This is a genomic window from Salinicola sp. NYA28a, from assembly GCF_976982775.1.
Window position 1 is genome coordinate 3,822,021 of sequence record NZ_OZ334582.1, and the last position, 25,387, is coordinate 3,847,407.

General features: G+C 62.9%; 23 protein-coding genes and 1 other RNA gene. 12 read left to right on the forward strand and 12 right to left on the reverse strand.

What is annotated here, in order from left to right; genetic code table 11:
- Nucleotides 1-94: 94 nt before the first annotated feature.
- Together dnaK and grpE are read right to left on the reverse strand one after the other, a co-directional pair.
- Nucleotides 95-2,035 carry a molecular chaperone DnaK gene (gene dnaK, locus ACWHY3_RS17245; RefSeq protein WP_087718621.1) on the reverse strand — a complete coding sequence of 647 codons (1,941 nt, stop codon included), beginning with the start codon at nt 2,033-2,035 and terminating at the stop codon, nt 95-97.
- A 168-nt stretch (nt 2,036-2,203) separates the two neighbouring features.
- Nucleotides 2,204-2,836 (reverse strand): nucleotide exchange factor GrpE, encoded by a 633-nt coding sequence (gene grpE, locus ACWHY3_RS17250; protein WP_448127101.1) that lies wholly within the window; start codon nt 2,834-2,836, stop codon nt 2,204-2,206.
- A 250-nt stretch (nt 2,837-3,086) separates the two neighbouring features.
- On the opposite strand from grpE, the gene recN reads away from it, so the two are divergent.
- Nucleotides 3,087-4,760, forward strand: a complete 1,674-nt coding sequence (recN, locus tag ACWHY3_RS17255; RefSeq protein ID WP_087718623.1) for a DNA repair protein RecN — start codon at nt 3,087-3,089, stop codon at nt 4,758-4,760.
- 155 nt (nt 4,761-4,915) lie between these two features.
- On the opposite strand, the gene fur is transcribed toward recN, so the two are convergent.
- Nucleotides 4,916-5,365 carry a ferric iron uptake transcriptional regulator gene (fur, locus tag ACWHY3_RS17260; RefSeq protein WP_071230959.1) on the reverse strand — a complete coding sequence of 150 codons (450 nt, stop codon included), beginning with the start codon at nt 5,363-5,365 and terminating at the stop codon, nt 4,916-4,918.
- A gap of 72 nt (nt 5,366-5,437) precedes the next feature.
- Between fur and ACWHY3_RS17265 the strand changes: the two genes are divergently transcribed.
- Nucleotides 5,438-5,860: an outer membrane protein assembly factor BamE gene (locus tag ACWHY3_RS17265; RefSeq protein ID WP_448127102.1), complete on the forward strand. Its 423-nt coding sequence runs from the start codon at nt 5,438-5,440 to the stop codon at nt 5,858-5,860.
- A 31-nt stretch (nt 5,861-5,891) separates the two neighbouring features.
- Here the strand turns inward: ACWHY3_RS17265 and ACWHY3_RS17270 are convergent, their stop codons facing one another.
- Nucleotides 5,892-6,188: an RnfH family protein gene (locus ACWHY3_RS17270; protein WP_448127103.1), complete on the reverse strand. Its 297-nt coding sequence runs from the start codon at nt 6,186-6,188 to the stop codon at nt 5,892-5,894.
- An 11-nt stretch (nt 6,189-6,199) separates the two neighbouring features.
- Nucleotides 6,200-6,634 (reverse strand): type II toxin-antitoxin system RatA family toxin, encoded by a 435-nt coding sequence (locus ACWHY3_RS17275; RefSeq protein WP_448127104.1) that lies wholly within the window; start codon nt 6,632-6,634, stop codon nt 6,200-6,202.
- Nucleotides 6,635-6,855: 221 nt separating this feature from the next.
- On the opposite strand from ACWHY3_RS17275, the gene smpB reads away from it, so the two are divergent.
- Nucleotides 6,856-7,335 carry an SsrA-binding protein SmpB gene (gene smpB / locus ACWHY3_RS17280; protein ID WP_087718627.1) on the forward strand — a complete coding sequence of 160 codons (480 nt, stop codon included), beginning with the start codon at nt 6,856-6,858 and terminating at the stop codon, nt 7,333-7,335.
- Nucleotides 7,336-7,418: 83 nt separating this feature from the next.
- Nucleotides 7,419-7,798, forward strand: a transfer-messenger RNA (tmRNA) gene (ssrA, locus tag ACWHY3_RS17285).
- 74 nt (nt 7,799-7,872) lie between these two features.
- Here the strand turns inward: ssrA and ACWHY3_RS17290 are convergent.
- Together ACWHY3_RS17290 and ACWHY3_RS17295 are read right to left on the reverse strand one after the other, a co-directional pair.
- Entirely contained in the window at nt 7,873-8,013 is a 141-nt protein-coding gene (locus ACWHY3_RS17290) for a hypothetical protein (RefSeq protein WP_179208866.1), read from the reverse strand.
- Nucleotides 8,014-8,246: 233 nt separating this feature from the next.
- Nucleotides 8,247-10,034, reverse strand: a complete 1,788-nt coding sequence (locus ACWHY3_RS17295; protein ID WP_448127105.1) for an alginate O-acetyltransferase AlgX-related protein — start codon at nt 10,032-10,034, stop codon at nt 8,247-8,249.
- A 541-nt stretch (nt 10,035-10,575) separates the two neighbouring features.
- Between ACWHY3_RS17295 and ACWHY3_RS17300 the strand changes: the two genes are divergently transcribed.
- Entirely contained in the window at nt 10,576-13,095 is a 2,520-nt protein-coding gene (locus ACWHY3_RS17300; RefSeq protein WP_448127106.1) for a mechanosensitive ion channel domain-containing protein, read from the forward strand.
- A gap of 77 nt (nt 13,096-13,172) precedes the next feature.
- Here the strand turns inward: ACWHY3_RS17300 and ACWHY3_RS17305 are convergent, their stop codons facing one another.
- The 5 genes from ACWHY3_RS17305 to hemC all read right to left on the reverse strand — a co-directional run bounded on the left by ACWHY3_RS17305 (nt 13,173) and on the right by hemC (nt 18,699).
- Nucleotides 13,173-14,090, reverse strand: coding sequence for an ROK family protein (locus tag ACWHY3_RS17305; RefSeq protein WP_448127107.1), 918 nt, complete (start codon nt 14,088-14,090; stop codon nt 13,173-13,175).
- Nucleotides 14,091-14,190: 100 nt separating this feature from the next.
- Nucleotides 14,191-15,414: a heme biosynthesis HemY N-terminal domain-containing protein gene (locus ACWHY3_RS17310; RefSeq protein WP_071230980.1), complete on the reverse strand. Its 1,224-nt coding sequence runs from the start codon at nt 15,412-15,414 to the stop codon at nt 14,191-14,193.
- Nucleotides 15,411-16,955 carry a uroporphyrinogen-III C-methyltransferase gene (locus ACWHY3_RS17315; RefSeq protein ID WP_448127108.1) on the reverse strand — a complete coding sequence of 515 codons (1,545 nt, stop codon included), beginning with the start codon at nt 16,953-16,955 and terminating at the stop codon, nt 15,411-15,413. The genes ACWHY3_RS17310 and ACWHY3_RS17315 overlap by 4 nt, the downstream gene beginning before the upstream one ends.
- Entirely contained in the window at nt 16,952-17,749 is a 798-nt protein-coding gene (locus tag ACWHY3_RS17320; protein WP_276231751.1) for a uroporphyrinogen-III synthase, read from the reverse strand. Before ACWHY3_RS17320 ends, ACWHY3_RS17315 begins: the two co-directional genes overlap by 4 nt.
- Nucleotides 17,749-18,699, reverse strand: a complete 951-nt coding sequence (gene hemC / locus ACWHY3_RS17325) for a hydroxymethylbilane synthase (protein ID WP_087718645.1) — start codon at nt 18,697-18,699, stop codon at nt 17,749-17,751. The genes ACWHY3_RS17320 and hemC overlap by 1 nt, the downstream gene beginning before the upstream one ends.
- Nucleotides 18,700-19,075: 376 nt before the next feature.
- Here hemC and argH point away from each other — a divergent pair, with 376 nt between their 5' ends.
- The 7 genes from argH to ACWHY3_RS17360 all read left to right on the forward strand — a co-directional run bounded on the left by argH (nt 19,076) and on the right by ACWHY3_RS17360 (nt 25,374).
- Nucleotides 19,076-20,488: an argininosuccinate lyase gene (gene argH, locus ACWHY3_RS17330; protein ID WP_448127109.1), complete on the forward strand. Its 1,413-nt coding sequence runs from the start codon at nt 19,076-19,078 to the stop codon at nt 20,486-20,488.
- Entirely contained in the window at nt 20,478-20,777 is a 300-nt protein-coding gene (lptM, locus tag ACWHY3_RS17335) for an LPS translocon maturation chaperone LptM (RefSeq protein ID WP_071230984.1), read from the forward strand. Before argH ends, lptM begins: the two co-directional genes overlap by 11 nt.
- Complete coding sequence (gene lysA, locus ACWHY3_RS17340; protein WP_448127110.1) at nt 20,774-22,054, forward strand: diaminopimelate decarboxylase; 1,281 nt, start codon at nt 20,774-20,776, stop codon at nt 22,052-22,054. Before lptM ends, lysA begins: the two co-directional genes overlap by 4 nt.
- On the forward strand, nt 22,054-22,887 hold the full coding sequence (gene dapF / locus ACWHY3_RS17345; protein ID WP_087718648.1) for a diaminopimelate epimerase: 834 nt from the start codon (nt 22,054-22,056) through the stop codon (nt 22,885-22,887). Before lysA ends, dapF begins: the two co-directional genes overlap by 1 nt.
- A gap of 100 nt (nt 22,888-22,987) precedes the next feature.
- Nucleotides 22,988-23,728, forward strand: coding sequence for a DUF484 family protein (locus ACWHY3_RS17350; RefSeq protein WP_087718649.1), 741 nt, complete (start codon nt 22,988-22,990; stop codon nt 23,726-23,728).
- Entirely contained in the window at nt 23,712-24,626 is a 915-nt protein-coding gene (locus tag ACWHY3_RS17355; protein WP_448127111.1) for a tyrosine recombinase XerC, read from the forward strand. Before ACWHY3_RS17350 ends, ACWHY3_RS17355 begins: the two co-directional genes overlap by 17 nt.
- Before the next feature lie 10 nt (nt 24,627-24,636).
- Nucleotides 24,637-25,374, forward strand: coding sequence for an HAD family hydrolase (locus ACWHY3_RS17360; protein WP_303854010.1), 738 nt, complete (start codon nt 24,637-24,639; stop codon nt 25,372-25,374).
- Nucleotides 25,375-25,387: the final 13 nt, after the last annotated feature.

Consider the following 25,387-nt stretch of genomic DNA (forward strand, 5'->3'; position numbering starts at 1 on the left):
AGTCCGCCTCCGTGTCGACGCCGTGGAAACAGCAACGCGGGAGTCTTCACTGGCTCCCGCGCTACTGCCGGTCACACGACGTCAGACGTCGTGGTTATTGCTTTTTCTGATCGTCGTTGACTTCTTCAAACTCGGCGTCAACCACGTCATCCTCTTTCTTGCCGCTGGACTGGGCATCGTCGCCCGGTTGACCGGCCTGCGCGCCAGCACCTTCGCCCTGCTCGGCGTACATCTTCTGGGCCAGATTGCCGGAGGCTTCGGTCAAGGCATCCAGCTTCGCCTGGATGGCATCCTTGTCGTCGCCCTTGAGCGCTTCCTCGAGCTCGCTGATCGCGGCCTCGATCTTGCTCTTCTCCTCGGCATCGACCTTGTCGCCGGCTTCTTCGAGCGTCTTGCGCGAGGCGTGGATCATGCCGTCGGCCTGGTTGCGCAGCTGGACCAGCTCTTCGAACTTCTTGTCCTCGGCTTCGTGCGCCTCGGCATCCTTGACCATCTGGTCGATCTCTTCGTCCGAGAGACCACTGGAGGACTTGATCACGATCGACTGTTCCTTGCCGGTCGCCTTGTCCTTCGCCGTGATGTTAAGGATACCGTTGGCGTCCAGGTCGAACGCCACTTCGATCTGCGGCACACCGCGCGGCGCCGGCGGAATGTCGGCCAGGTCGAAACGACCCAGAGACTTGTTCTGACCTGCCTGCTTACGCTCGCCCTGCAGCGCGTGAATCGTCACGGCCGTCTGGTTGTCCTCGGCGGTCGAGAACGTTTGCGTCTTCTTGGTCGGGATCGTGGTGTTCTTCTCGATCAGCGGGGTCATCACGCCACCCAGCGTCTCGATACCCAGCGTCAACGGCGTGACGTCGAGCAGCAGCACGTCCTTGACATCACCGCCGAGCACGCCACCCTGAATCGCGGCGCCCATGGCGACGGCTTCGTCCGGGTTGACGTCCTTGCGCGCTTCCTTGCCGAAGAACTCGGCAACCTTGCTCTGGACCATCGGCATGCGCGTCTGACCGCCGACCAGAATCACGTCGTGAATCTCGCTGTTGGAGAGGCCGGCGTCTTCCATGGCCGTCTTGCAGGGCCCGAGCGAACGCTGAACCAGATCTTCGACCAGCGATTCCAGCTTGGCGCGCGTCACCTTGATCGCCAAGTGCTTGGGACCGGTGTTGTCAGCCGTGATGTACGGCAGGTTGACTTCGGTCTGCTGCGCAGAGGAGAGCTCGATCTTGGCCTTCTCGGCAGCTTCCTTCAGGCGCTGCATGGCCAGGCTGTCGCCGGACAGATCGATGCCGGAGTCGCTCTTGAACTGCTGTACCAGGTAGTCGATCAGCTTGAGGTCGAAGTCTTCGCCACCCAGGAAGGTATCACCGTTGGTCGCCAGCACTTCGAACTGCTTCTCGCCGTCGACGTCGGCCACTTCGATGATCGAGATATCGAATGTACCGCCACCCAGGTCGTAGACCGCGATGGTGCGATCACCGGTGGAGCGATCCATGCCGTAGGCCAGCGCGGCAGCCGTCGGCTCGTTGATGATGCGCTTGACTTCGAGACCGGCGATACGGCCCGCGTCCTTGGTTGCCTGACGCTGAGAGTCGTTGAAGTAGGCCGGTACGGTGATGACCGCCTCGGTCACTTCCTCGCCGAGATAGTCTTCGGCGGTCTTCTTCATCTTCTTCAGCACTTCGGCGCTGACCTGCGGCGGCGCCAGCTTGTTGTCGTTGACCTTGACCCAGGCATCACCGTTGTCGGCTTCGACGATCTCGTAAGGCACCATCTTGATGTCTTTCTGGACGACGTCGTCCTTGAACTTGCGACCAACCAGACGCTTGATGGCGTAGAGCGTGTTTTTGGGGTTGGTGACCGCCTGACGCTTGGCCGCCTGACCGACCAGCGTTTCGCCGTCTTCGGTGTAAGCGATGATGGAAGGCGTCGTGCGGCCACCTTCAGCGTTTTCGATCACGCGGGTCTTGTCACCATCGAGTACGGCGACACAGGAGTTGGTCGTACCCAGGTCAATGCCAATGATGCGTCCCATAATTCCTCACCTCATAACTATTCGTTGACGACTGAATTCGTTTTGATGACGGCGCTTGCTGCGCGATTGACTGCTATGTGGGGGCTGCTAAGCGCCTTTCAAGTCCTCATCGACGATTCCGATACAGCGCCGAGTCGAACCGATAGCGGCCCTCTTCAGCCTGTTGTCTCAGCCTGCTGTCTTGCTGACCACCACCATCGCCGGGCGGATCAATCGCCCGTTCAGGGTGTATCCCTTCTGCATGACATCCATCACGGTGTTGGGCTCCAGCTCCGGGTTGGGCACCATTGTCATCGCCTCGTGGAACTGCGGGTCGAACGGTTCGCCCTGCGGTTCGAGCTGTTCGACGCCGAACTTGCTCAATACGTCGAGCTGCATCTTGAGCGTCATCGAGACCCCTTCCCGGTGCGTCTCGTCGACCTCCTGCATGCTTTCCAAGCCCTTCTCAAGGCTGTCGACGACCGGAAGCAGCTCCTTGACGAACTTCTCGAGCGCGAACTTCTTCGCCTTGTCGGCGTCCTGCTCTGCCCGACGGCGAGCGTTCTGGGCCTCGGCGGCGGCGCGAATCGACTGATCCTTGGCCTCCGCCAGCGCCTGCTCGAGCTCCTCGACTCGGGCCGCCAGCACTTCGGCTTCGGGATTGGCCTGGCCTTCGATGTCATCCGCCTCGTGTTCGAGCGATTCCGCGAACTGCTCCAGGTCGCCGTCCAACGCCTCGTTGGTGGTCTGCTGTTGCGGCTCGCCGTCGCGTTCGGCGCGCTCGAGTTCTTCGTCTACGGGATTCTGCGGATCTCTAGCCATGAGTCTCTCCTGGCAAGGTGTTGTGACGGTTATTCGACAAAGCGTGATTCGACAAGCGTCGGAGTTGTCTGCCTATATGGGGCTATCGATTCAGATCTCAAGCACCGATCTTTCGAGCCGTCGCCACAGCCGTTGAACGGGGTTTTCGACTACTGTATAAACAACCAGACAGTAATGACCCGATCGTTCACCGCCAGATCTCGATCGCCCAACAGACCCCGTATGGCCGCCATCGATCCCGGGAGGCAGCATGCTGATTCAACTCGCCATTCGTGACTTCGCTATCGTCGACACACTGGACCTGGAGTTTCAGGCCGGCATGACCGCCATTACCGGCGAGACCGGCGCCGGCAAATCGATCCTGCTCGGGGCGCTGGGGCTTTGCCTGGGAGAGCGCGCGGATGCCGGCGGCGTTCGCCATGGTGCCGACCGCGCCGACCTGAGCGCCCGCTTCGATATCACCGAACGCGACGACGCCAAGGCCTGGCTGGCGGCGCGGGAGCTCGCCACGGACGACTGCCTGCTGCGGCGCGTCGTCACCGCCAGCGGACGCTCCAAGGCGTGGATCAACGGCCAGCCCTGCACTATCGCGGATCTGCGCGAGCTCGGCGAATGTCTGATCGACGTGCATAGTCAACATGCGCATCAGGCACTGCTCAACGAGGACACTCACCGTCGTCTGCTCGACGACGCGGCAGGCCACCACAAGGCGGTGGCCGAGCTTGGCGAGCTGCATCGTCAATGGCACGCATTGCGCCGGCAGTATCGCGAGCGCAGCGAGAACGACGAGGAGCGTCAGGCCAAGCGCCAGCTGCTGCGCTATCAGGTCGAGGAGCTCGATCAGCTCGATCTGCAGGCCGACGAGCTGAAGAGCCTGGAACAGGAACAGGAGACGCTGGCGCATCTCGAGGAGAGCCTGCGCGAGGCGCAGTTCGCCGCCGACAGCTGCGATCACGACGAGAGCGGCGCGTTGACCCTTTTGTCTCAGGCGACCCAACGGCTATCCCGGGTGCCCGGCAGCGATCGCGGCAGCCTGTCCGAGGCTCTGGTGATGCTGAACGATGCACAGATCCAGCTCGAGGAAGCCGCTCGCGAGCTCCACCACTATGTCGAGTCGACCGAGCTCGACCCGCAGCGCCTGGCCTGGGTCGATGAGCGGCTCGGCGAGATTCATCGCATCGCCCGCAAACATCACGTCATGCCGGAAGAGCTGCACGACCTGCACCGCCGGCTGAGCGGCGAGCTGGAAGCGCTCGATAGCGGCGACGACGATCTCGAAACGCTAAGAGCCAGGCTCGACGACCTGCGCCAGCAGTACCGCGACGCCGCCAAACAGATCAGTGAGACGCGCCAGCGCACCGCCACGGTTTTCGCCCAGCAGGTTCAGGAGCAATTGGCGTTTCTGGGAATGGACAAGGCTCGCTTTGCCGTCGATGTCACGCCACTGGAAACGCCCCAGCCTCACGGCCTGGACCGGGTCAGCCTGCAGATCAGCGCCAATCCGGGCCAACCCCCACGGCCGCTGGCCAAGGTAGCCTCCGGCGGCGAGCTCTCGCGCGTCAGCCTGGCGATTCAGGTCGTAGCCGCAAGCCACAGCACGCTGGCGACGCTGGTCTTCGATGAGGTCGATGTCGGCATCTCCGGCGCGACCGCCGAAATCGTCGGCCAACTGCTGCGTCGGCTAGGTAGCGATGCCCAGGTCATGACCGTCACCCACCTGCCGCAGGTCGCCGCGCAGGCCCATCAGCATCTGCATATCGAGAAGCGCTCGAATGACAACGAGACTCGCACCGAAATGGCGCAATTGGACGAGGCTGGCCGGGTACGCGAACTGGCGCGAATGCTGGGCGGGGTCAAACTTTCCAATCAGACGTTGGCGCACGCTCGCGAAATGCTGGCGGCCAGTCAGAACTCGGCGCACTGACTCGCGCACTGCGAGCCCCAGCGCCGCTCCGCCAGGCGCTGACTCACCGGGTATCGGCTGCAGCGGGGCATCAGCCCGAACCCGGCCTTGTAAAGGCACCCAAACGAAAAACGCCGACCCTAAGGTCGGCGTTTTGCAATGCGGGTCAGTAGCGCTTACTTCTTGATGCCATCCTGACGCGTGGCCTTGGAGCCGCGGGGGCGGACATAGAGCACCAGGGCGTGCTCGACCAGCTCATAACCGTGTTCTTCGACGATCTCGCGCTGACGACGCTCGATCTCTTCGTCATAGAACTCGACGATCTCTCCGGATTCCAGATCCACCATATGATCATGGTGCTCTTCCTGGGACATCTCGAAAACCGCGTGACCGCCGTCGAAGTTATGTCGCACGACCAATCCTGCCGCCTCGAATTGCGTCAAGACGCGATATACGGTGGCCAGCCCGACATCTTCTCCCGACTCCAGCAGCGCCTTGTAGACGTCCTCTGCACTCATATGGAGCTCTTCTTCCATGCGAGTCGCTTCGAGGATTTGCAGAATCTTGACGCGCGGCAGCGTGACCTTCAGGCCTGCCTTACGCAATTCTTGGTTTTCGTCGGCCATGGTCGCTCTTCGCAGTAGCGTCTTGTGTCGGGTATGATCAATCCACGCAACGATAGTGAAAGACGGACTCAAATGCAAAAACTGATCAGCACGGTCGTACTCCTCCTCGCAGTCTCTCTCATCGCGGGCTGCAGCTACTTGGGCGTCTACAAGAGGGACATCCCGCAAGGCAATCTCATCACCCAGGATATGGTGTCTCAACTGCACACCGGCATGAGCCGTGAACAGGTCGCCTACATCATGGGTACGCCTCTGATGGAAGCCCCGTTCTCGTCGGATCAGTGGGACTACGTCTTCTACCTCGACGAAGCCTACGGCGGCACCGTGCAGAAGCGGCTGACGCTGACGTTCCAGAACGACCAGCTGACCGATATCGCCAAGTCCGGCGATATGGATTCGGACGTCGAACTGAATCAGGACGGTGGCCCCGGGCCGGCAGTCGAAGGAGCCGGCGAAGGCGCACCGGTACCGCAGATCGGCCCCAGCGGCATCTGAAGCGCTGACGGTACCCGCAATGAATGGGCGGCTAGCGTGAAGAGACGCGGGCTGCCCGTTCGCGTCTTGCCTGCTTGGGATCGATTTCGAGCGGTCGGTAGACCTCGATCCGCTCTCCCTCGAGCGGTGAATAGTCTTCCGGTGCTCGCAGGCGCTCGCCAAATATGCCCAGCGGTGCCGTCGCGAAGTCGAAGCCTGCCCATGCTGGGTGCCTGACCGGCAGATCGGCGAGCACGACCGCCTGTCTGGCGGACATACCGGGCTCGAGCGAGAGCCGAACGATGACCTGATGCTCAGGCGTTGCGAACGCGACTTCGACATTCGTCATCAGATTGCCTCTTAACGCCCGTAGATCTGATCGGCACGCCGCGTGAAGGCGTCGACGAGCTGGCCCGCTACCTGCTGGAATAACCGACCAAACGCCATGCCCAGCAGCCGATTGCTGAACTCGAAACTCATTTCGAGTTCTATCTTGCAGGCGTCCTCTCCCATCGCACGAAAGTACCAGCAGCCGCTAAGCCGCTTGAAGGGGCCATCGACGAGCGACAGATCGATGCGCTCGGGACGCTCGAGATCGTTACGGGTCGTCACGCTCTGCTCCACGCCGCCCTTGGCCAGAGTCATTCGACCGACCAGGTAGTCATCCCCCTGCTCGACGACGCTGGCTCGCCGGCATCCGGGCAGGAACTCGGGATAGCGTTCGAAATCATTGACCAGTTCAAACATCTGTTCCGGTGTATGCCGAACGAATGCAGACCGATTCACATTGGGCATAGAGGTCTCCACTGATTTATCGCCCCGACATGCGTATCATGGGGCACCGTTTTCGATGCTTGAATGGTATCACGGCTGCCCTCATAACTAGGCTTCACACGATACTCGCCAATACCGCTCTCTGGCGTCTGGCGGAAGAGCGCGCAGAATGGGGCGCGCCAAAGTGCAGCCATTCATCATACCGCCCGAGGGCATACCGGATATCGCCGTAAAGAGGTGTCATGGGTAAGAAAAAAGGCAACGCGCCAAGCAGCAACACAATCGCCCAGAACAAGAAGGCTCGGTTCGAGTATCACATCGACGAAACCTTCGAAGCCGGCCTGTCGCTGGCGGGCTGGGAGGTCAAGAGTCTGCGCGCCGGCAAGGCTCAGCTGACCGACACCTACATTCTGGTCAAGAATGGGGAGGCCTGGTTGCTGGGCAGCCATATCATGCCGCTCAACACGGCGAGCACGCACGTTCTGGCGGACCCGACCCGGACGCGCAAGCTGCTGCTGCACCGCAAGGAGATTGCCAAGATCTTCTCGAAGACGCAGGAAAAGGGCCACACCTGCGTGCCGCTCAAGCTCTACTGGAAGCAGAACCTGGTCAAATGCGAACTGGCCCTGGTACGCGGCAAGCAACTTCACGACAAGCGCGCCACCGAGAAGGAGCGCGACTGGAATCGCGAGAAGGCCCGGGTCATGCGAGATCACGCTTGAGCATGATATTTACCCTGAATGTTAGAGATTGCACTTGATATGGCGTGGGCTCGTCGCCATCTGATAGAATGAACGAGTTGTACGGGGGCGACATGGCTTCGACGCCGGTGACAATCCCTGAGGTGCATGCCGAGAGCGTAACGTATCTCGTAAATCCAACGTTGCAATTGAATAGTCGCAAACGACGAAAACTACGCTCAGGGCGCACTGGCAGCGTAAAAACTGCTAGTTGTTAGCCTGGCCCCAAAGCGATGTGCCCATTCATCGCGGCGGGGATACGAGCTAAAGCTGATGGGACCGCGGATGTCAGCGCTCTCCTGACATTCGTTAAACCTTAGAGAGATCGCGAGGTGCCATCCTGCCCGTCGGAGTGCACTGAGTTAAATCAAAAGACGGAACTAAGCATGTAGAGCTGATGGGCGAGTGCCGGCGGACGGGGGTTCAATTCCCCCCGCCTCCACCAAACATGAAAAAGCACCCGAACGGGTGCTTTTTTTGTGCTCGCGCTTCCAGATGCCAGCCAGCTAACGGCGATTCTCAGGCAACCGACGCCATGGCGGCTGCCTTCTGCCGTTGCACCGCAGACATGGCGCGCTCCAGATCATCGTTCTTGCATTTGAACGCGGAACAGTCAGCGCAACGGACATCTTCGGACGCTTCATGCAGCGTCGGCAGCAAGAACCGTTCCCCGCCACAAACGTTACAACGTAGACCCAACGTGACTTTTAGCATTGTCGTTCCTTGGTACAGGCCCCTTCGTGGATGGCCGTTTTGTCATGTTAGCGGTGATCCGATCAGCCAGCCCGAAGGGCCATATCACGAGCTAACGCTTGAGACTCCAGGCAAGCTTAGACAAGACATGGGTACGTCCACCAATGCGCTGTTCGGCAGCACGATGCCGAAGCGCGGGTTCATCCTGCCAGTAGCCTAGTCATGAAGTCGTGATACGGCTCGCAGCTCGCGTAGCGATTCATTCTTTGCAGCAGCTTGGCTCTCTCGGCCGCCGGCACGCCTCGCACGGCATGGTCGAGATTGGCCTCGGCCAATGTGTTGATGATGCGTCCGGGCGTGGCGAGATAGCGCTCGTTGGTCTGCAGGATCACATGATCCGCAACTTCATGATCGACGATTTCATGGACATAGCTGCCAGGCAGGTTGACCACGACGACCCGCTGGAAGACGTTGGCGAACAGCAGCGCAAATCCCCCTGCGCCAGCCGAAGAGCCACCGAAGATGACCAATGTCCGGGCATGAATGGGCCTGGAATTCTCGAAGATCGTGATGTTCCCGGTACCCGGGAGATAATTGGAAAAGCGGCAGTACACGCCACTCTTCTCCCGGAAAACGGCGACGGTCGACAAGGATTTAGCGGGAGGATCCATCTTTGACCCCAGGTCACCGACGACTTCCCGCTGCTCGAAAGCGTACAGCGAAGCGAAGTCGTCATCGAAGCCGAAATGCCGCATGCAGGCGAGAAACGCGAGATAAGCACCGCGACCACTCCAGTGCGTGTCCGTGGGGTAATAGCTATCTAGCTCCGCCTGCATGGCCGCCACGGGGTTGCAGTAGTCGATCCTTCCTGCCTGGAGGAGCTTCTCGACCTGTTCGGTAGGCGTGATACTGGCTTTCTCGTAAGGGTAATATTCCGGCCTGACCTTTTCCTTGGAATTGGCGATCAACAACAGCAGAGAGCGCTGTCGCTGAAGCGGTCCGATCTCAGCGGAGAAACGCTGCCACTGCTGTGTTTCCTCCGCCCTTAAACGCTTCTTGCCAATGAACTGATCGATACTGGCATTGGTATCGTTGGCCAGGAAGAGCCACCCCTCTTTCCCTTCGACGACTTCCATGACCGGCGTCAACGAGAACCGCACGCAATCGTGTACTTCCCCGTCATCCTCGAACCGGACACCGAGGACCAGGTCGCGCGCGAGATCCAACGCGTGCTCGAATTCCCAAACGACCGTTCCCGTCGGCAGGTCTTCTGTCGATAAGCTCGGCTCACGAACAGTGAGCGCCAGGGTCGAGACCTCCTCGGATGACTTGGCAATCAACACGGGCTGCTGATCCGAAGCGGTCTCGATCCGTCCGTGAATGCGAAAATGGCGAAAGAATTCGAGTGTGGCCACCCACTTCTGACCCTCGTCGGCATCCCAGTGCATGGCGATCGGCGAGGCGATTGGCTGACCCTTCAACTGATACTTCTTCGCTTTCTGGCTAGCGATGACGTCCTTGAGATCGCTGATGACCGAATTCCCGGGCTGCTTCTCCAGCGCCAGGTTGACCACGTGAAGCGCAGCGCTGAATTGCTGTGCCGCAAGCAGGGCACGCGCCTGGCGTATATGGAGCTGGGGAGGAAATACGGTGTGACGCTCAACTATGGCCTGCCATCTTTCGATAGCCGCCGGCCAGTCCTTGCGCGTCATGGCCGCTTCGGCGTAGGCAATCCAAAGCTTGAGCGGCGGCTGTGAGGACTTTTGCAGAGCAGCTGCCATCATCTCTTCGTGTTTGGCAGCGTCACCGACACTCTCATAGGCTTGCATCAACGCCTGAACGATATCGAGACTATCGGCGCCCGAGTCATAAGCCGGCTCCAGCAAGGCGATCACGCCTGAAAAGTCGCGTCTTTCCAGTCGAGCAGAAGCTTCGGCCATCAACTCTGGCGCCCCCTCGATGCGTTCGGCAACGGAAAAAGAATTCATAACGGCTCCCTGATGGTTGCAACGGAAGACTCCGGGCGAGAGGCTGACGATATGGCGCCGTCATGATGGTTCAGCGCGCATTCGCCATCGCATGCCCTGCGTCATCCATGACGACGTCGGTCATGGTGCCCGTCCATGGCCCGGCACTTGCGCCGTCAATGCATCGCCCCGCACCGCCCTAATGCCGGATCCTGTCTCTGATCTTTCGCTTCATCGTCACTATATCCCAGCGCTGACCTGACTCGACATCGCCCGTCGGGCATGAACTTTTTCAGCGTACCGGGGCCAGTAACCTCATTGTTTACCACTACCGGCTCGGTGGCGTTCTCATCGAAAGCGGGTGGAGGAGGCAAGTCGTCGAACGACCAAATGCCGTACCCCGCTCTGGAAAACCCACCCGAATCGGCTAGCCTCACGAGATGGCCGTCGCCTTGCATGGGCGCGTGAATTTGCCATTACCGATAAAGTGTTATCCTAAAAATGGTTAGGCTGGCTGCGTGTCGCCGAAATCGAACCGCCCACAAGACAAGGAGATTGGAGCTTGATAGCCCTTCGCCCCGATCGCTGGCTCAGTCGCTGGCTATTGCTATTACTTTTGATATTCGCTGCTCCCGCATTCGCTCAGGAAAGCGGCACCGAAGGGCAATCTGCTCAGGATGGCCCTGCCTATTCCACCATGGCGGATCTGCTGAAAAATCCGGAATCGCGGCAAGCCTTGATCGATCAGTTGCGACAGCTGGCTTCTCGACAGGATTCCTCCGGCGATTCGCAAGCCGATGCGGCTCAGAGCGAGGGCACGGCCGACAACGCGAGCTCGGCCAATGGCGATAGCGACACCGCCTCTGGGCAAGATACCCAGACGGATGGCAGCGCCGCCAACGATAGTGGCGAGAATGCCGAGACCGCCACCTCGTTCCCTCGACGAATGGCACAGATCACCAGCGATTTCGCAGGCGATATCGGCGGCCAGATCACTAGCCTGGCAGTCATGATCGGCGGGTTCTTCACCAGTGACAGCGCCGCCGCGAGCACCGGCCCGGCGTTCAGCATGAGCGATTTCCTGAGTGCAGCGATCGACCTTGCCCTGGTGATCATTGCCACGGTCGCCGCTTTCCTGATTCTGCGGGCCATCGCCAAACCGCTGTTTTCCCGCTTCAGTCACTGGGCGCTTCAGGGCGAAGGGCGCAGCCATCTGTTACGCGTCATCGTGGGCGTGGTGCTGGCGGCCATCGTCGATGTCGTCGTCGTCGTTCTTGCCTATGTGGCAGGCAACCTGGTGGCGACCTTCCTGGTCGGCGAAAGCGGCAGTCTCGACACGCGACTCTCGCTGTTCCTCAACGCGTTCCTGATAATCGAACTGTTCAAGTGCGCCTTGCGGATACTCTTCTCCTCGCGCCACGAAGGGCTGCGCCTGGTATCCATCGAGGACAGTCAGGCAAGGTACTGCAACCGCGTCCTGGCGACACTGGCCAGCTTCATTGGCTACGGCATGCTGGTGGTCGTTCCGATCCTCAACGCCAACCTCTCGTCCGCGTTCGGCAAGGCAGTGGGTGTGCTGATCATGCTCGTTGCGCTGATCTGGTCGCTAGGCGTCGTGTTCAAGAATCGTACCGGCGTGCGCGACCTGATCATCGCCAAGGCGGATTCGGCACAGATGTCCGCATCGCGCGTGGCGCTTCGCCTGTTCGCGCGGATCTGGCACGTCATCGCGGTGATCTACGCCGTCATAGTGTTCGCCGTTACGCTGCTGCATCCTGAAACCGCGCTGCCGTTCGTCCTGATCGCGACATTGAAGACGATCATCTACGTGGGCATCGGCACGCTCGTCTCCGGCCTGCTGACTCAACTCATCGGGCGTCGTATTGACCTCGGCGACAACATGCGCAAGCGACTGCCGTTGCTCGAACCGCGCTTGAACTCTTATATCCCGACGCTGCTGAAGATCGTCCGCGCCCTCATTCTGATTGCGGTGGTGATGTACACCCTGGATGCCTGGGGCGCGTTCGACCTCGCCGCCTGGTACGCCAGCGACGCGGGATCGCACACCGTGGCGACCGTGATTCAGGTCATTCTGATCCTGATCATCGCTGCCATCGTGTGGATTGGCCTGGCCAGTCTGATCGAGAACTACCTCAATCCCGAAACGGGTGGCGGCGCGCCCACCGCACGCGCGCAGACGTTGATGAGCCTGTTCCGCAACGCCCTGGCCATCACGCTGATCATCATGACCGTGATGATCGTGCTGTCTCAGATCGGCATCAATATCGGGCCGCTCATCGCTGGCGCCGGGGTACTGGGCCTGGCTATCGGCTTCGGTGCCCAGAAGCTGGTCCAGGATGTCATCACCGGGGTGTTCATCCAGCTGGAAAACGCCATGAACACCGGAGACGTCGTCACCGCTGGCGGCATCACCGGCACCGCCGAGCGCATCAGCATCCGCTCCGTGGCGATCCGCGATCTGTCCGGCACCTATCACATCGTGCCGTTCTCTTCCGTGGATACCGTCTCCAACTTCATGCGCGAGTTCGGTAACCATGTCGGCGAATACGGTATCGCCTATCGCGAGAACATCGATTACGCCATCGAACAGCTGGAAGCCGCCTTCGAGGAGCTCAAGGCGAGCGAGGAGCATGGCCACAAACTGCTGGCGCCAATGACGGTGGCAGGGGTCATCGCGCTGGCAGACAGCTCGGTCAACATCCGCGTAGTGATCAAGACCACGCCGGGGGATCAGTGGGGTGTCGGGCGCGCCTACAACCGCCTCGTCAAGCTCTACTTCGACAAGGCCGGTATCGAGATTCCGTTCCCGCATACCACGCTCTACTTCGGTCAGGACCGCACCGGTTCGGCGCCGCCCGCCAACCTGCGCATCATGCAGGAGGACTTCACGATCGACGGCAGCCCCGCCGGTCAGCCGAAGGCTCATCAAACCGACGCGCCCACGGCGATCGAAGGCGAAAGCCGGTCCGAATCGACGCCGAATCAGCGAGCGCAGGACGAGACGCATCGAAAGCCCACCGACGACGATGTCGATGGCGACGAGACGGACGAGCCACGCTAGATCGTTAGACCGTCAGCCGGAATCCCCTCGTCTTTTCGGGCCGCCTTCGGGCGGCCCTTTTCGTTTGTGTCCTGTTGTCAGGCAGTCGTCATCATACCGGCGCCCAGCATGGCGGCGCCGCGCACGCCACTGGCATCACCCAGGCGAGAGCGCATCACGTCGGGCACCTCGACACCTGGGAACAGGTGTTCACCAATGGCCGCCGGCAGTGCCATCACAAGATCGTCCACGGCCGACAGGCCGCCGCCGATGATGATCGCCTGGGGCGATAGCAGCTTGACCACATTGGCCAGAGCGCCGCCCAGCAACGCCAGATGACATTCGCGCGCGCGCCGCGCCGCGCCTTCCCCTGCCAGCCAGGCCTGATGCCACTGCTCGGCGGAGGCCGACCGGCCGCCAAAATGGCGGTGCAATCTCACCAGCCCGGGCCCGGCAATGTAGCCTTCCAGGCACGCCTCGAGACCGCAGCCGCAAGGCAACAGCGGCAGGTCATAGTGCTGGGCGGCCGCTGCGGGCAACGGCAGATGCCCCCACTCGCCAGCAAATCGCCCGGCGCCCTTGAGCAGCCGGCCGTCCACCATCGCGCCGCCACCCGCGCCGGTTCCCAGGATCGCGCCGAAGGCGTGCATCACGCCCTCGGCCGCGCCACCGGGCCCGGTTTCCGACACCACGAAGCAGCGGCTGTCGTTCTCGATGATGAAATCACGATTGAGATGCGCCGCCAGCGCCGTCTCCAGGACGAAGGGACGAAGCCCCGGCAGGTTCGCCGCCACCAGATGCCCCTGCTCATCGAGGACACCGGGAAAACCCAGCCCCAGCGAACCGCGTCCGCCATGACGACGATCCGCCTCTCGCACCAACCCGGCCAGCAGCGCCATCAGCGCCTCGCCGTCGTCCGCCGGCGTCGGCTCGCGCCAGCGATCGAGACACTGCCAATTCGGGTCGTAGATCGCGATCTCGATCTTGGTCCCGCCGACATCGATACCGTAATGCATGAATGGATCCTCAAACTGGGTAACGGTGACGTGACGGTGACCGACCGTACGAAAAAAGGCGCCCGCAGGCGCCCAGGAGAGCAATCGATCGTCAGCCGGATCAGCGCGTCATGTCGCTGGGTTGCGGCAACGCCGGCAGCGACTTGTCGAGCAGCGTCACGCTCTGACGGTAGTAGAGCTGGCTCTTGCTGTGATCGCCGAGGTTGGCATACAGCCGTGCCAGCTCGGCGCAGACGACCCCGCTCGGGCGCTGGCGCTGGCTCGCCTCGAAGTACTCCTGTGCCTTGCCCCAGTAGGCATTGCGCAGCGACAGACGACCCAGGGTGAGCAGCAGATCCGGATCGTTGGGGCGCTCCTGCAGCCATTTCTCGGCATAGGCCAGCTGGCGGGCGGCGTCGACATTGAGCAGACCGTAGCGCAGCACCAGCCGCGTATCCCAGTGCTCCTTCAGCGCATTGCGCAGCAGGCGCTCGGCATCGCCCTCTTCTCCGCCCTTGATCAGCGCTTCGGCATAAAGTCCGACCAGTTCCACGTCGCCACGCAGGTTATCCGGCATGTCCGCCCACAGCGAACGGACGCGCGGCAGATTGCCTTCCTGCTGCGCGGCCTGCACCAGAAGCTCGCGATAGACCCGCTGGTCGAGCTCACGACGTTCGTCTTCGGTGATCAAGCGATGCTTGTCGAGACGCGGCAGCAGTCGACGCATGCCATCCCAGTCGTTGACGCTGAGATAGGCCTGCTTGAGCAGCTTGAGCACCTGGGGATGCTCTGGCAGTTGCTGTTCCAGACGCGTCAAGGTCGCCAGGGCTTCTTCGAACTGCTGGCGATCCAGCATCAGCTGTGCCTGTACCAGCCCCACCGCCGTATCGGCGCCCTCGGTGCTGTGATGCGCCCGCTTGAGCAGCACGTCGGCCTGCTCGTAACGGCCCTGGTAATGGGCCGCCAGCGCCGCGGAGAGATAGTTGACCAGCGGCGTGCCGGAATCATCGGCCGCCTTGGTGAGAGACTTCTCGGCACGCTTCCAGCGGCCTTCCGCCAGCGCCACCAGCCCGCGAACGGTGCGCTTCATCGCGGTGCGGTGACGCGTACGGCTGTTCCAGACCTTGAGCCGGCTCACCGGACGGCGCAGGCGCGTCAATGCACGCAGCAGAAAATGCAGAATCAGGAAAGCGGCCAGCAGCAGGACACAGCCGAACCAGAAAGAGGTCTGGATGGAGGTGTCGCCAACGCGAATGAACCAGTAACCCGGCAGCGACTGCATCAACTGCCCAAACAGCGCGCCGACCGCCAGACCGAAGACGATCAGCAGGATCAGCTTTCTCATGCGCCCTCTCCCTGTGCCGATCCACTGGTACCGCCCTGTGCGACGCCGTTCTGTGAACCGCTTCCGCCCTGGCTCTCGCTGCCGTTGCCGAAGCGCTGCTCGATGAAGCGCTTGAGCAACTGCGAGGATTCGCTGATATCGGGCAGCTCCGGTCGAACCTCGTTGTCACGCAGGCTCTTGAGCTTGTCGATCGAGTTGGCCACGCCGTCGTTGTCGCTCGCGTAGTAGCCTTCGACCAGTTCGATCGCCTTGTCGAGGCTCGCCTGATAAAGCTTGGGTTCCGATTTCAGCAACGCCAGTTGCGCCTGTTCGAGAAGCAGCCGAACGTTCTGGCGCAGATAGGACTCCTGCTGCGGCGTGATCAGCGCTTCCAGCGGCTGGTCATGACGCCGCACGGTCACCAGATCCTTGAGCTCGCTGCCCAGCGTCGCCAGCTGCTGGCGCCAGCCGCCGGTCGGCTTGGCGTCGCCCTCGCCGGCGGCGATCTCCTCGATGTCCTGCTTCAGCGGCAGACGTGCCAGTTGCTCCTGCTGTGCCATCAGCGCCAGATAGAGACCAGTTCGGTCGATGACCGGCACGGAATCGAGCGAAGCCAGCTCGGACTGGATGGCTCGCCGGATCGGCACCAGCGCCGGATTGTCCGCCTCGCGCAGACGCGCGTCGGCGGCGTTCAACAGCGCCTTGGCGCCCTCGACGTCACGCTCGAGCTGCAGCCGCTGGTTGGCCAGGCGCAGCAGATATTCGGCTTCGGCGTGCAGCCACTCCCGCGGGTCGGCCTGCTGCTGCTGGGCCAGCTCCTTGAGTACCTTGTCCAGGGTGTTGTCGAGATTCTGACGGTACTGATCGAACTCGCCACGCATCATTCTCAGATTCTGCTGACGATTCTGGTCGAGCTCGCCGACTTTCGACTCGAGCTGGTCGAGCGTGGTGCTATTGGAACCGACCTGACTCAACTGCGTCTGCTGTTGCTGGATTTTCTGCCAGCCGAGATATCCGACGATTGCCACGGCAATCGCCAGCAGGATGACCAGAACCAAGGCCAGCAGCCCCAGTTTGGCGCCATTGCCTCGTTTGCCAGCCGTTGGCGGAGTACCGCCTGGCGGAGTGGCCGCGCCTCCCGAGGATGGCGTTGCCGGACCCGACTTGCCGCTTTTCTTGCCGGCTGTGGCGCCGTTTTTGCCACCCGCGGAGCCGGATTGAGCAGAGGCGCCGGATGCAGCGGCCGCCTGAGCCGTGTTCGATGCGGAAGCGCCGGATTTACCCGACTTGCTGGTGGCATCCGGTTTGCTGGTGACGTTCGTGTCGCCAGTCGTATCACCCGTAGTGGCCGGCTGCGCGACATCCGGCTTGATCGGGTCGGCCTTGGCCGAGCCGCTTTTGGCAGAGGGATCGGCAGGTGATGACGGCTGGCTATTGTCCGCGTTCGACGCCGCGGCCGCCTTCGGGTCATGTACGGTCGGTTTGGCCGTGCCGTCCGATGTCTGCTCGCTACCGGATGTCGGTGCCGACGGCGGTTGCTGATCTTTGCTTTGCTTGCTCATCTACGCTTGCCTTTTTCGTGATCACCCTGATCGAAGGTGGCGCCCCGCGGATCGAGCACCGCGCGGACCTCGGCGCTCAATGCCGCCGGGGAAGCGCCCGACGCCACATGAGGCGAGCCGAACCCCAACGTTTCCGCCAGTGTAGCCAACCGCGGACTCGAGACGATTAGCGGTTGGTTCAACGCAACCGGGCCACACCATGTGACCAAATGTTGCAATATTTCCCCGCTGGTCACCACCAACGCGGCAAAATCTCCGCTTTCCAGACACGTGTCCAGGGGGGGAGAAGGCGGATGATAACAACGCCGGTAAAGCGAAACCGCTTCGACCTCGGCGCCGCGTTCACGCAGCCGTTCCGCCAGCAGTTCCCGACCCGATTCGCCGCGAGCCAGCAGCAGGCGCTTGCCGGCTATCGCCTTGAGCGATGCCACTTCCAGCAGCCCTTCGCTGTCCTCGCCGTTCGCTCCGGAGGGAATGACCGCCGGCACGCCCAGTTCCGCGTGGAGCGTCTGCGCGGTGGCTCTGCCAATGGCATAGAAACGCAGGCCCAGAGGCAACTGGGGCCAGTATGACGCAATGGCCTCGGCAAGACACGTCGCGGCCTGCGGGCTGACCACGATGATGCCTTGGAACAGATCGAGATCCAGCAGCGCAGTGCGAGCCGAGTCCGACAGCGCTACAGGCTCGAAACGCAGCACGTCGAGCGCGGCCGTGGCGTAGCCGGATTCGCCCAGTGCCCGCGCCAGGACCTCGCCGCGAGCCCCGGGGCGCGTCAGCAGCACGCGGTCAGGCATCACTCGTTACCGGCGCTTCCGTAAACCTCGGCAAGAATCTCGCCGGCTCCCTGATCCAGCAGGTCTTCCGCCACGCGAATCCCCAGCGATTCGGGCTCCATGGCCGATCCCCGGCTCTCGGCACGCAGCACGACCGAACCGTCGGGATGCCCCACGAGGCCGCGCAGCCACAGCGTATCGCCACCGTTCTCGAGCACGGCGTAGCCGCCGATCGGCACCTGGCATCCGCCATCGAGGCGCGTGTTCAGGGCACGTTCGGCGCGCACCCGCGTCGCCGTCGCGGCGTGATCCAGCGGCGCCAACAGCGAAATCAGTTCAGCGTCGTCGTAGCGACATTCGATCCCCAGCGCCCCCTGGCCGCAGGCTGGCAGGCTCTCTTCCGGCGTCAGTTCCGCGGTGATCCGATCGGCGAGCTGGAGCCGCTCCAGCCCCGCCGTGGCCAGGATGATCGCCTCGAAGTCGCCTGCATCGAGTTTGCCCAGGCGGGTCTGGACGTTACCGCGCAGCGGCAGCACTTCGAGATCCGGACGCCGCGCGCTGACCTGCAGGCCGCGGCGCAGGCTGGAAGTGCCCACCCGCGCGCCCTCGGGCAGTCCGTCGACGCCGGAGTAGTGGTTGGAGACGAACGCGTCGGTGGGCGCGCCGCTTTCCAGAATCACCGACAGTCCCAAGCCTTCCGGGAACTGCATCGGCACATCCTTCATCGAATGCACCGCCAGATCCGCGCGGCCGTCGAGCATCGCCTCCTCGAGTTCCTTGACGAACAGGGCCTTGCCGCCGATCTTCGCCAGCGGCGTGTCGAGGATCTGATCGCCGCGGGTAGACAGCGGCACCAGTTCGACATTCAGGTGCGGGTGAAACCTTTCCAGCAACCCCTTGACGTGTTCAGCCTGCCATAGCGCCAACGCGCTCTTGCGGGTTGCGATTCTCAATCTGTTTGCGTCGAGCACGCCGTTCTCCGAGTCTGATGGAGAGTACCGTCGGCACCATTGATGGGTGCATCCGGTTCGTCACCAAGTGGGCGTTCGCGTTCGCGAACCTTGTCTTACATGATAGAGCAGTCGCTGGATGAGGAAAAATCGACCGCACCGTCGACTGGCCGGCCAAATTCGTCAGTGCCCCGGTGTACCGTTTCAGTGGAGTCTTTTACCGTTTTCCTTGCACCTCCTTTATCGTTTTCCTTGCACCTTTCTTTTACGGTTTTCTTTGTACTTGGCGGCGCGCTTTACACCGTTTTACACCGTCCTATGCCAACGCCGTCTCTGATACACTCCGATCAGCGCTTCATAAACCCGTTATTCGCAGACCACGCAGAGCTCGATTTCGATGACGCAGGCAACCAACCAATCCTGGGGCGGACGTTTCAGCGAACCTACCGACGCATTCGTCGCCGCCTTTACCGCTTCGATCCCGTTCGACAAGCGTCTCTATCACCACGACATCCGCGGTTCGATCGCCCATGCCACCATGCTGGCTCGGGTCGGCGTGCTGACTGACGACGAACGGGACAGCATCATCGACGGCCTGAAAGCCATCGAGGCCGAGATCGAACGCGGCGAGGTCGAATGGTCGATCGCGCTCGAAGACATCCACATGAACATCGAAGCGCGGCTGACGGACAAGATCGGCATTACCGGCAAGAAACTGCATACCGGCCGTTCGCGCAACGACCAGATCGCTACCGATATCCGGCTCTATCTGCGCGACGAGATCGATGCCGTCGCCGCCGAGCTCTCGCGCCTGCGCAGCGGCCTGATCGAGCTGGCCGACCGCGAAGCGGATACCATCATGCCGGGCTTCACCCACCTGCAGACGGCGCAGCCGGTGACCTTCGGCCACCACCTGCTGGCCTGGCAGGAGATGCTGACCCGGGATCACGAGCGGCTGCTCGACTGTCGCAAGCGGGTCAACGTGCTGCCGCTGGGCGCGGCGGCGCTGGCCGGCACCACCTACCCCATCGATCGGCATGTCACTGCCGAGCTGCTGGGCTTCGACCGCCCGGCGGAAAATTCGCTGGATGCGGTCAGCGATCGCGACTTCGCCATCGAATTCACCGCCTTCGCCAGCATTCTGCTGATGCACCTCTCCCGCATGAGCGAGGAAATGGTGCTGTGGGCCAGCGCCCAGTTCGACTTCGTCGATCTGCCCGATCGCTTCTGCACCGGCTCCTCGATCATGCCGCAGAAGAAGAATCCGGACGTACCGGAGCTGGTGCGCGGCAAGGCCGGGCGTGTCTACGGCCATCTGATGAGCCTGCTGACGCTGATGAAATCCCAGCCGCTGGCCTACAACAAGGACAACCAGGAAGACAAGGAACCGCTGTTCGATACCCTCGACACGGTCAAGGGATGCCTGCGCGCCTTCGCCGACATGGCGCCGGCGCTGGTGGCCAAGCCGGACAACATGCTCGAAGCGGCACGCCGCGGCTTCTCCACCGCCACCGATCTGGCCGACTACCTGGTCCGTGCCGGTGTCGCCTTCCGTGACGCCCACGAGATCGTCGGCAAGGCGGTCGCCTACGGCATCGAGCAGCGCAAGGATCTCTCCGAGATGTCGCTCGCAGAGCTCAAGCGCTTCTCCGATGTCATCGGCGAGGACGTGTTCGAGGTGCTGACGCTGGAAGGGTCGGTCGCCGCGCGCAATCACATCGGCGGCACCGCGCCGGATCAGGTTCGCGCAGCCGCCCAGCGCGCGCGCGATGCCCTCGGCACGCTGCAGGAGAGCCATCATGTCGCGTAACGTTCCGGCCATCTTCCCGCAGCTATCGAAGCCGCTGGCGCTGCTGACCCTGTCGCTGCTGGCGCTGTCCGGCTGCGGCCAGAAAGGACCGCTCTACATGCCCGGCGACGAGGAAGCGGCGAAGACCTACGACCCGCAAGGCGTCTACGAAGAGGACACTCGGCCGTCAGGCTCGGCGGCCCAGTCGCCCGGCGAGGAAGACGCCGATACCGCAGACCAGCCACCGGCAGCGCCGCAGGCGAGCCCGGCGCCGGCCGCCACGCAACCGAACGCCGAGGAGTTACCGTGACGTTCGAGGCTTTCCCCATTCGTGATGGCGTGCTGCACGCCGAAGACATCGCTCTCGATCAACTCGCCGAGCAGTACGGCACGCCCTGCTACGTCTATTCGCGCGCGGCGCTGACCCGCCACTTCAAGGCCTACAGCGAGGCGCTCGGCGACATGCCGCATCTCGTCTGCTACGCGCTCAAGGCCAACTCCAACCTCGCCGTTCTCGACGTGCTGGCGCGTCTCGGCGCCGGTTTCGATATCGTGTCGGTCGGTGAACTCGAGCGGGTCATTGCCGCGGGCGGCGATCCGGCCAAGGTCGTGTTCTCCGGCGTCGGCAAGCAGGCCGACGAGATGGCCCGCGCGCTGGAAGTCGGCATCAAGTGTTTCAACATCGAATCGCGTCCGGAGCTCGAACGTCTCGATCGCGTGGCCACCGAGCGCGGCCAGGTGGCGAACATCTCGATTCGCGTCAATCCGGACGTCGATGCCAAGACCCATCCGTACATCTCCACCGGGCTCAAGGCCAACAAGTTCGGCGTGGCCGCGGAAGAGGTGTTCGATCTCTATACCTGGGCGGCCGAACGGCCCAACCTCAAGGTCGTGGGGCTGGATTGCCATATCGGCTCTCAGCTCACCGAGCTCTCGCCCTATCTCGATGCGCTGGATCGCCTGCTCGCCCTGGTCGACCGCCTCGCCGAGCACGGTATCGTCATCGAGCATCTGGACATCGGTGGCGGCCTGGGCGTGACCTATCAGGACGAACGCCCGCCGGCGGCCGAGGATTTCGTCGCCGCCGTGCGCGAGCGTCTGCGCGGCCGGGAACTGACGCTGCTGCTCGAGCCCGGACGCTCCATCGCGGCCAACGCCGGAGTCATGCTGACCCGGATCGAATACCTCAAGCCTGGCGAAACCAAGAACTTCGCCATCGTCGACGCCGGCATGAACGATCTGATCCGCCCGTCGCTGTATCAGGCGTGGCAGAGCATCGAGCGCGTCGACACCCGCCAGCCCCGCGACAGCGCCGTCTACGACGTGGTCGGCCCGATCTGCGAAAGCGGCGACTTCCTCGGCCAGGCCCGCGAGCTGGCCATCGCCGAAGGCGACCTGCTCGCAGTGCGCTCGGCAGGCGCCTACGGCTTCGCCATGGCCTCCAACTACAACAGCCGCGGCCGCCCCGCCGAAGTCCTCGTCGACGGCGACAAGAGCCATCTGGTACGCCGTCGCGAAAGCCTCGACTCCCTGTGGGCGCTAGAGTCGTGCTTGCCAGAAAAGCCCCGGCTGCCGGAGGAGCGCTGATGCTGCTGAACTTCACCAAGATGCACGGCCTGGGCAACGACTTCATGGTGGTCGATCTGATCACCCAGCGCGCCTACCTGCGGGACGAGCAGATCCGCCAACTGGCCGACCGCCATTTCGGGGTCGGCTTCGATCAACTGTTGCTGGTAGAGCCGCCGCGCAAGCCGGACATGGATTTTCGCTACCGGATCTTCAACGCCGACGGCGGCGAGGTAGAGAACTGCGGCAACGGCGCGCGCTGCTTTGCCCGCTTCGTCATCGATCAGCGTTTGACCCACAAGCGTGAATTCAAGGTCGAGACTCTGGGCGGCCCCTTGACGCTGAAGGTGGACGACGACGGCCGCGTGCGGGTCGACATGGGCACGCCACGCTTCGCGCCGGCGGACGTGCCGTTCGTGGCGGACAGCGACGAGCCGCTGCACCATCTCGAGATCGATGGCCGCTCCGTCTCGTTCAGCGTCGCTTCGATGGGCAACCCGCACGCCGTGCTGCAGGTCGACGATGTCGACGACGCACCGGTCGAAGCGCTGGGGCCGAAGCTGCAGCAGCACCCCAGCTTTCCGCGCCAGGCCAACATCGGCTTCATGCAGGTCGACTCCCCGCACGCCGTGCGACTGCGCGTCTTCGAACGCGGCGTCGGTGAAACCCTGGCGTGCGGCACCGGCGCCTGCGCGGCGGTGGCCTGCGGCATTCGCCGGGGCCTGCTGCAAAGCCCCGTCGACGTCGAGCTGCGCGGCGGCAGGCTGACCCTGGAATGGGAAGGCGGCGAGGCCCCGATCATCATGACCGGCCCGGCCGAGCGCGTCTTCGAGGGACGCATTGTCCTGAACTGATAAGTTGCCCTGAACCAACAAATAACATGAACCAATAAATAAAGAAGACGCGGCGGCGAAACTCCGCCACGTCGTGAGGGATTCACAGGAGAACCAACGCATGTCACGCGCTCAGGCCCCCGAGCCCCGCCAGACCCTGGACCCCGATCGGGTCGCCGAGTGGCTGGCGCAGCATACCGACTTCTTCGTTGGCCGGGAGGGGCTGCTGCAACAGCTCAAGGTGCCGCATCCTCATATTCCCGGCGCTGTCTCGCTGCTAGAGCGGTTGGTTCACGACCTTCGCCGCCGGGCGGAGGATGCGGAATGGCGACTCGAGAACCTGCTCGAGTCGGCCCGCTACAACGAAGCCCAGTATCGTCGGACCCGCGAGCTGATCCTCGACCTGATCGAGGCCGAGAGCGCCGATGCGCTGGCCGAAGCGCTGTCGACGCAACTGGCGGAGCGCTTCCGTACCCACGGCATCGGCCTGTGGCTGAACGCCCCGCCGGCCTGCCACGCCACGCCCCGCGACACCAACGCCTGGCAGCCGCCCCGCTTCGCCTTGACCGACGAAGCGCGCCAGCGCCTGGAACTGCTGCTCAACGAGCAAACCAGCCGCTGTACCGCGCTGCACCGGGAAGACTGGGAAATCCTGCTGCCACACTGCAATGCGCCGCAGGGATCCGGCTCCTGTGCCATCACGCGACTGACCCAGGGCGAGCCCATGGGATTTCTGCTGTTGGCCAGCCACGACAGCGAGCACTTCCGGGCCACCCTGGATACGCTGTTCACCGAGTACCTGGGCGAGGTAGTCAGCCGGCTGTTGCGGCGTACCGAGGTCGCCAGTGCAAGCCGCGCTTGATGCCTTCCTGAAGCGGCTGGCGCAGCGCGCCAGCCCGGCGACGGTGGATGCCTATCGTCGCGATATTGCCGGCCTGATCGGCTATCTCGAATCGCAGGGCGTGAACAGCTGGCGCCAGCTCGACGTCACGCTGCTGCGGCGCTATCTGGCCCATGAGCGAACTCGCGGCATGGCGCCGAGAACGCTGGCGAGACGCCGCGCCGCGCTGTCGCGCTTCGCCGACGAGTTGGTCCATCGGGGCGAGCTGGGCCACAACCCGGTGCAATTGACGCAGGCGCCACGACAACCGCGCCACCTGCCCAGCCCGGTAGATGTCGACCTGCTCGGCCAGTTTCTAGACACCCCCCACGATGGCGGGCCGCTGGACTGCCGCGATCAGGCCATGCTGGAGCTTTTCTACTCCTGCGGCCTGCGTCTGGCCGAACTGGCAGCGCTCGACCTTGCCAGCCTTGCCGACCGCCACGTGCGAGTGGTGGGTAAGGGCGGCAAGCCACGCCAGGTACCGTTGGGCAAACGTGCCGGCCAGGCCATCCAGACCTGGCTCGGGTTTCGCAGCACGCTGGCGGCAGAGAGCGAGACCGCCCTGTTCGTCGCCCAGCACGGCGGCCGGCTCGGTCATCGGTCGATCCAGAGCCGGCTGGCCGATACCGCCCGCAAGCGTGGCCTGCCGGAGCATCTGCATCCGCACCGGCTGCGTCACTCCTTCGCCAGTCACCTGCTGGAGTCCAGCCAGGATCTGCGTGCGGTGCAGGAATTGCTGGGCCATGCCAATCTCTCGACGACGCAGATCTACACGCGCCTGGACTGGCAGCAGCTCGCCGAAGTCTACGACCAGGCCCATCCTCGGGCGCGGCGCAAGTCGGCCTCAGTCAACGACGAGAGTTCAGACAAACCCTAGGAATTCCGATATGCCGCTGGACGCCATCACCTTCGATCTCGACGACACGCTGTGGCACAACGGCCCGGTCATGGCCCACGCCGAGCCGGCGCACTATCAATGGCTCGCCGAACGGGTCGACGCTCACCGAGGGCCGGCGGCGACACCGCTGGCCGAAGCCTTTCCGCTGGAAGCCTATCAGTCGATTCGCGCCGCGCTGATGCAGCGCTTCCCGTTGAGTCGAGGCGATCACAGCTGGATTCGCGAACGCGCCATGCGCGAACTGCTGATCGAGCATGGCCTGTCTCCCGACGAGGCGGCGCAGTGGGCGGCAGCCGGCTTCGAGCACTTCATGACGCTACGCCACGAGGTCGCGCTCTATCCCGAGGTCGTACCGATGTTCGACGCCTGGGCACGGCGCTACCGGCTCGGCATCATCACCAACGGCAATGTCGACGTACGCCGGCTGTCGCTGGACCACCATTTCGACGTGATCATTCTTGCCGGTGAAATGCACGCCTCGAAACCGGACCCCCGCCCGTTTCTGTCGGCCGTGGCCCAGCTCGGCACGCAGCCCTATCGCACGCTTCACGTGGGCGACAACTGGGAAGAGGACGTGCTCGCCGCGCAGCGCCTCGGCATGCACGCGGTCTGGATCGACGCCAAGAACGAAGGCGAGCGGGAGCTGCCGCCCCGGGTGCATCGCGTGACGCACGTGAGGGAGTTGCCGGGTATCGTGGCGCAGCTGGACGACGAAGCGCGCCAGTAGCGACTCACCACAT

What these genes read in the sequence shown, in the direction of transcription:
- dnaK (WP_087718621.1), bottom strand. Translation starts at nt 2,035, where the DNA reads ATGGGACGCATCATTGGCATTGACCTGGGTACGACCAACTCCTGTGTC.
- grpE (WP_448127101.1), bottom strand. Translation starts at nt 2,836, where the DNA reads ATGGCTAGAGATCCGCAGAATCCCGTAGACGAAGAACTCGAGCGCGCC.
- recN (WP_087718623.1), top strand. Translation starts at nt 3,087, where the DNA reads ATGCTGATTCAACTCGCCATTCGTGACTTCGCTATCGTCGACACACTG.
- fur (WP_071230959.1), bottom strand. Translation starts at nt 5,365, where the DNA reads ATGGCCGACGAAAACCAAGAATTGCGTAAGGCAGGCCTGAAGGTCACG.
- ACWHY3_RS17265 (WP_448127102.1), top strand. Translation starts at nt 5,438, where the DNA reads ATGCAAAAACTGATCAGCACGGTCGTACTCCTCCTCGCAGTCTCTCTC.
- ACWHY3_RS17270 (WP_448127103.1), bottom strand. Translation starts at nt 6,188, where the DNA reads ATGACGAATGTCGAAGTCGCGTTCGCAACGCCTGAGCATCAGGTCATC.
- ACWHY3_RS17275 (WP_448127104.1), bottom strand. Translation starts at nt 6,634, where the DNA reads ATGCCCAATGTGAATCGGTCTGCATTCGTTCGGCATACACCGGAACAG.
- smpB (WP_087718627.1), top strand. Translation starts at nt 6,856, where the DNA reads ATGGGTAAGAAAAAAGGCAACGCGCCAAGCAGCAACACAATCGCCCAG.
- ACWHY3_RS17295 (WP_448127105.1), bottom strand. Translation starts at nt 10,034, where the DNA reads ATGAATTCTTTTTCCGTTGCCGAACGCATCGAGGGGGCGCCAGAGTTG.
- ACWHY3_RS17305 (WP_448127107.1), bottom strand. Translation starts at nt 14,090, where the DNA reads ATGCATTACGGTATCGATGTCGGCGGGACCAAGATCGAGATCGCGATC.
- ACWHY3_RS17310 (WP_071230980.1), bottom strand. Translation starts at nt 15,414, where the DNA reads ATGAGAAAGCTGATCCTGCTGATCGTCTTCGGTCTGGCGGTCGGCGCG.
- ACWHY3_RS17315 (WP_448127108.1), bottom strand. Translation starts at nt 16,955, where the DNA reads ATGAGCAAGCAAAGCAAAGATCAGCAACCGCCGTCGGCACCGACATCC.
- ACWHY3_RS17320 (WP_276231751.1), bottom strand. Translation starts at nt 17,749, where the DNA reads ATGCCTGACCGCGTGCTGCTGACGCGCCCCGGGGCTCGCGGCGAGGTC.
- argH (WP_448127109.1), top strand. Translation starts at nt 19,076, where the DNA reads ATGACGCAGGCAACCAACCAATCCTGGGGCGGACGTTTCAGCGAACCT.
- lptM (WP_071230984.1), top strand. Translation starts at nt 20,478, where the DNA reads ATGTCGCGTAACGTTCCGGCCATCTTCCCGCAGCTATCGAAGCCGCTG.
- dapF (WP_087718648.1), top strand. Translation starts at nt 22,054, where the DNA reads ATGCTGCTGAACTTCACCAAGATGCACGGCCTGGGCAACGACTTCATG.
- ACWHY3_RS17350 (WP_087718649.1), top strand. Translation starts at nt 22,988, where the DNA reads ATGTCACGCGCTCAGGCCCCCGAGCCCCGCCAGACCCTGGACCCCGAT.
- ACWHY3_RS17360 (WP_303854010.1), top strand. Translation starts at nt 24,637, where the DNA reads ATGCCGCTGGACGCCATCACCTTCGATCTCGACGACACGCTGTGGCAC.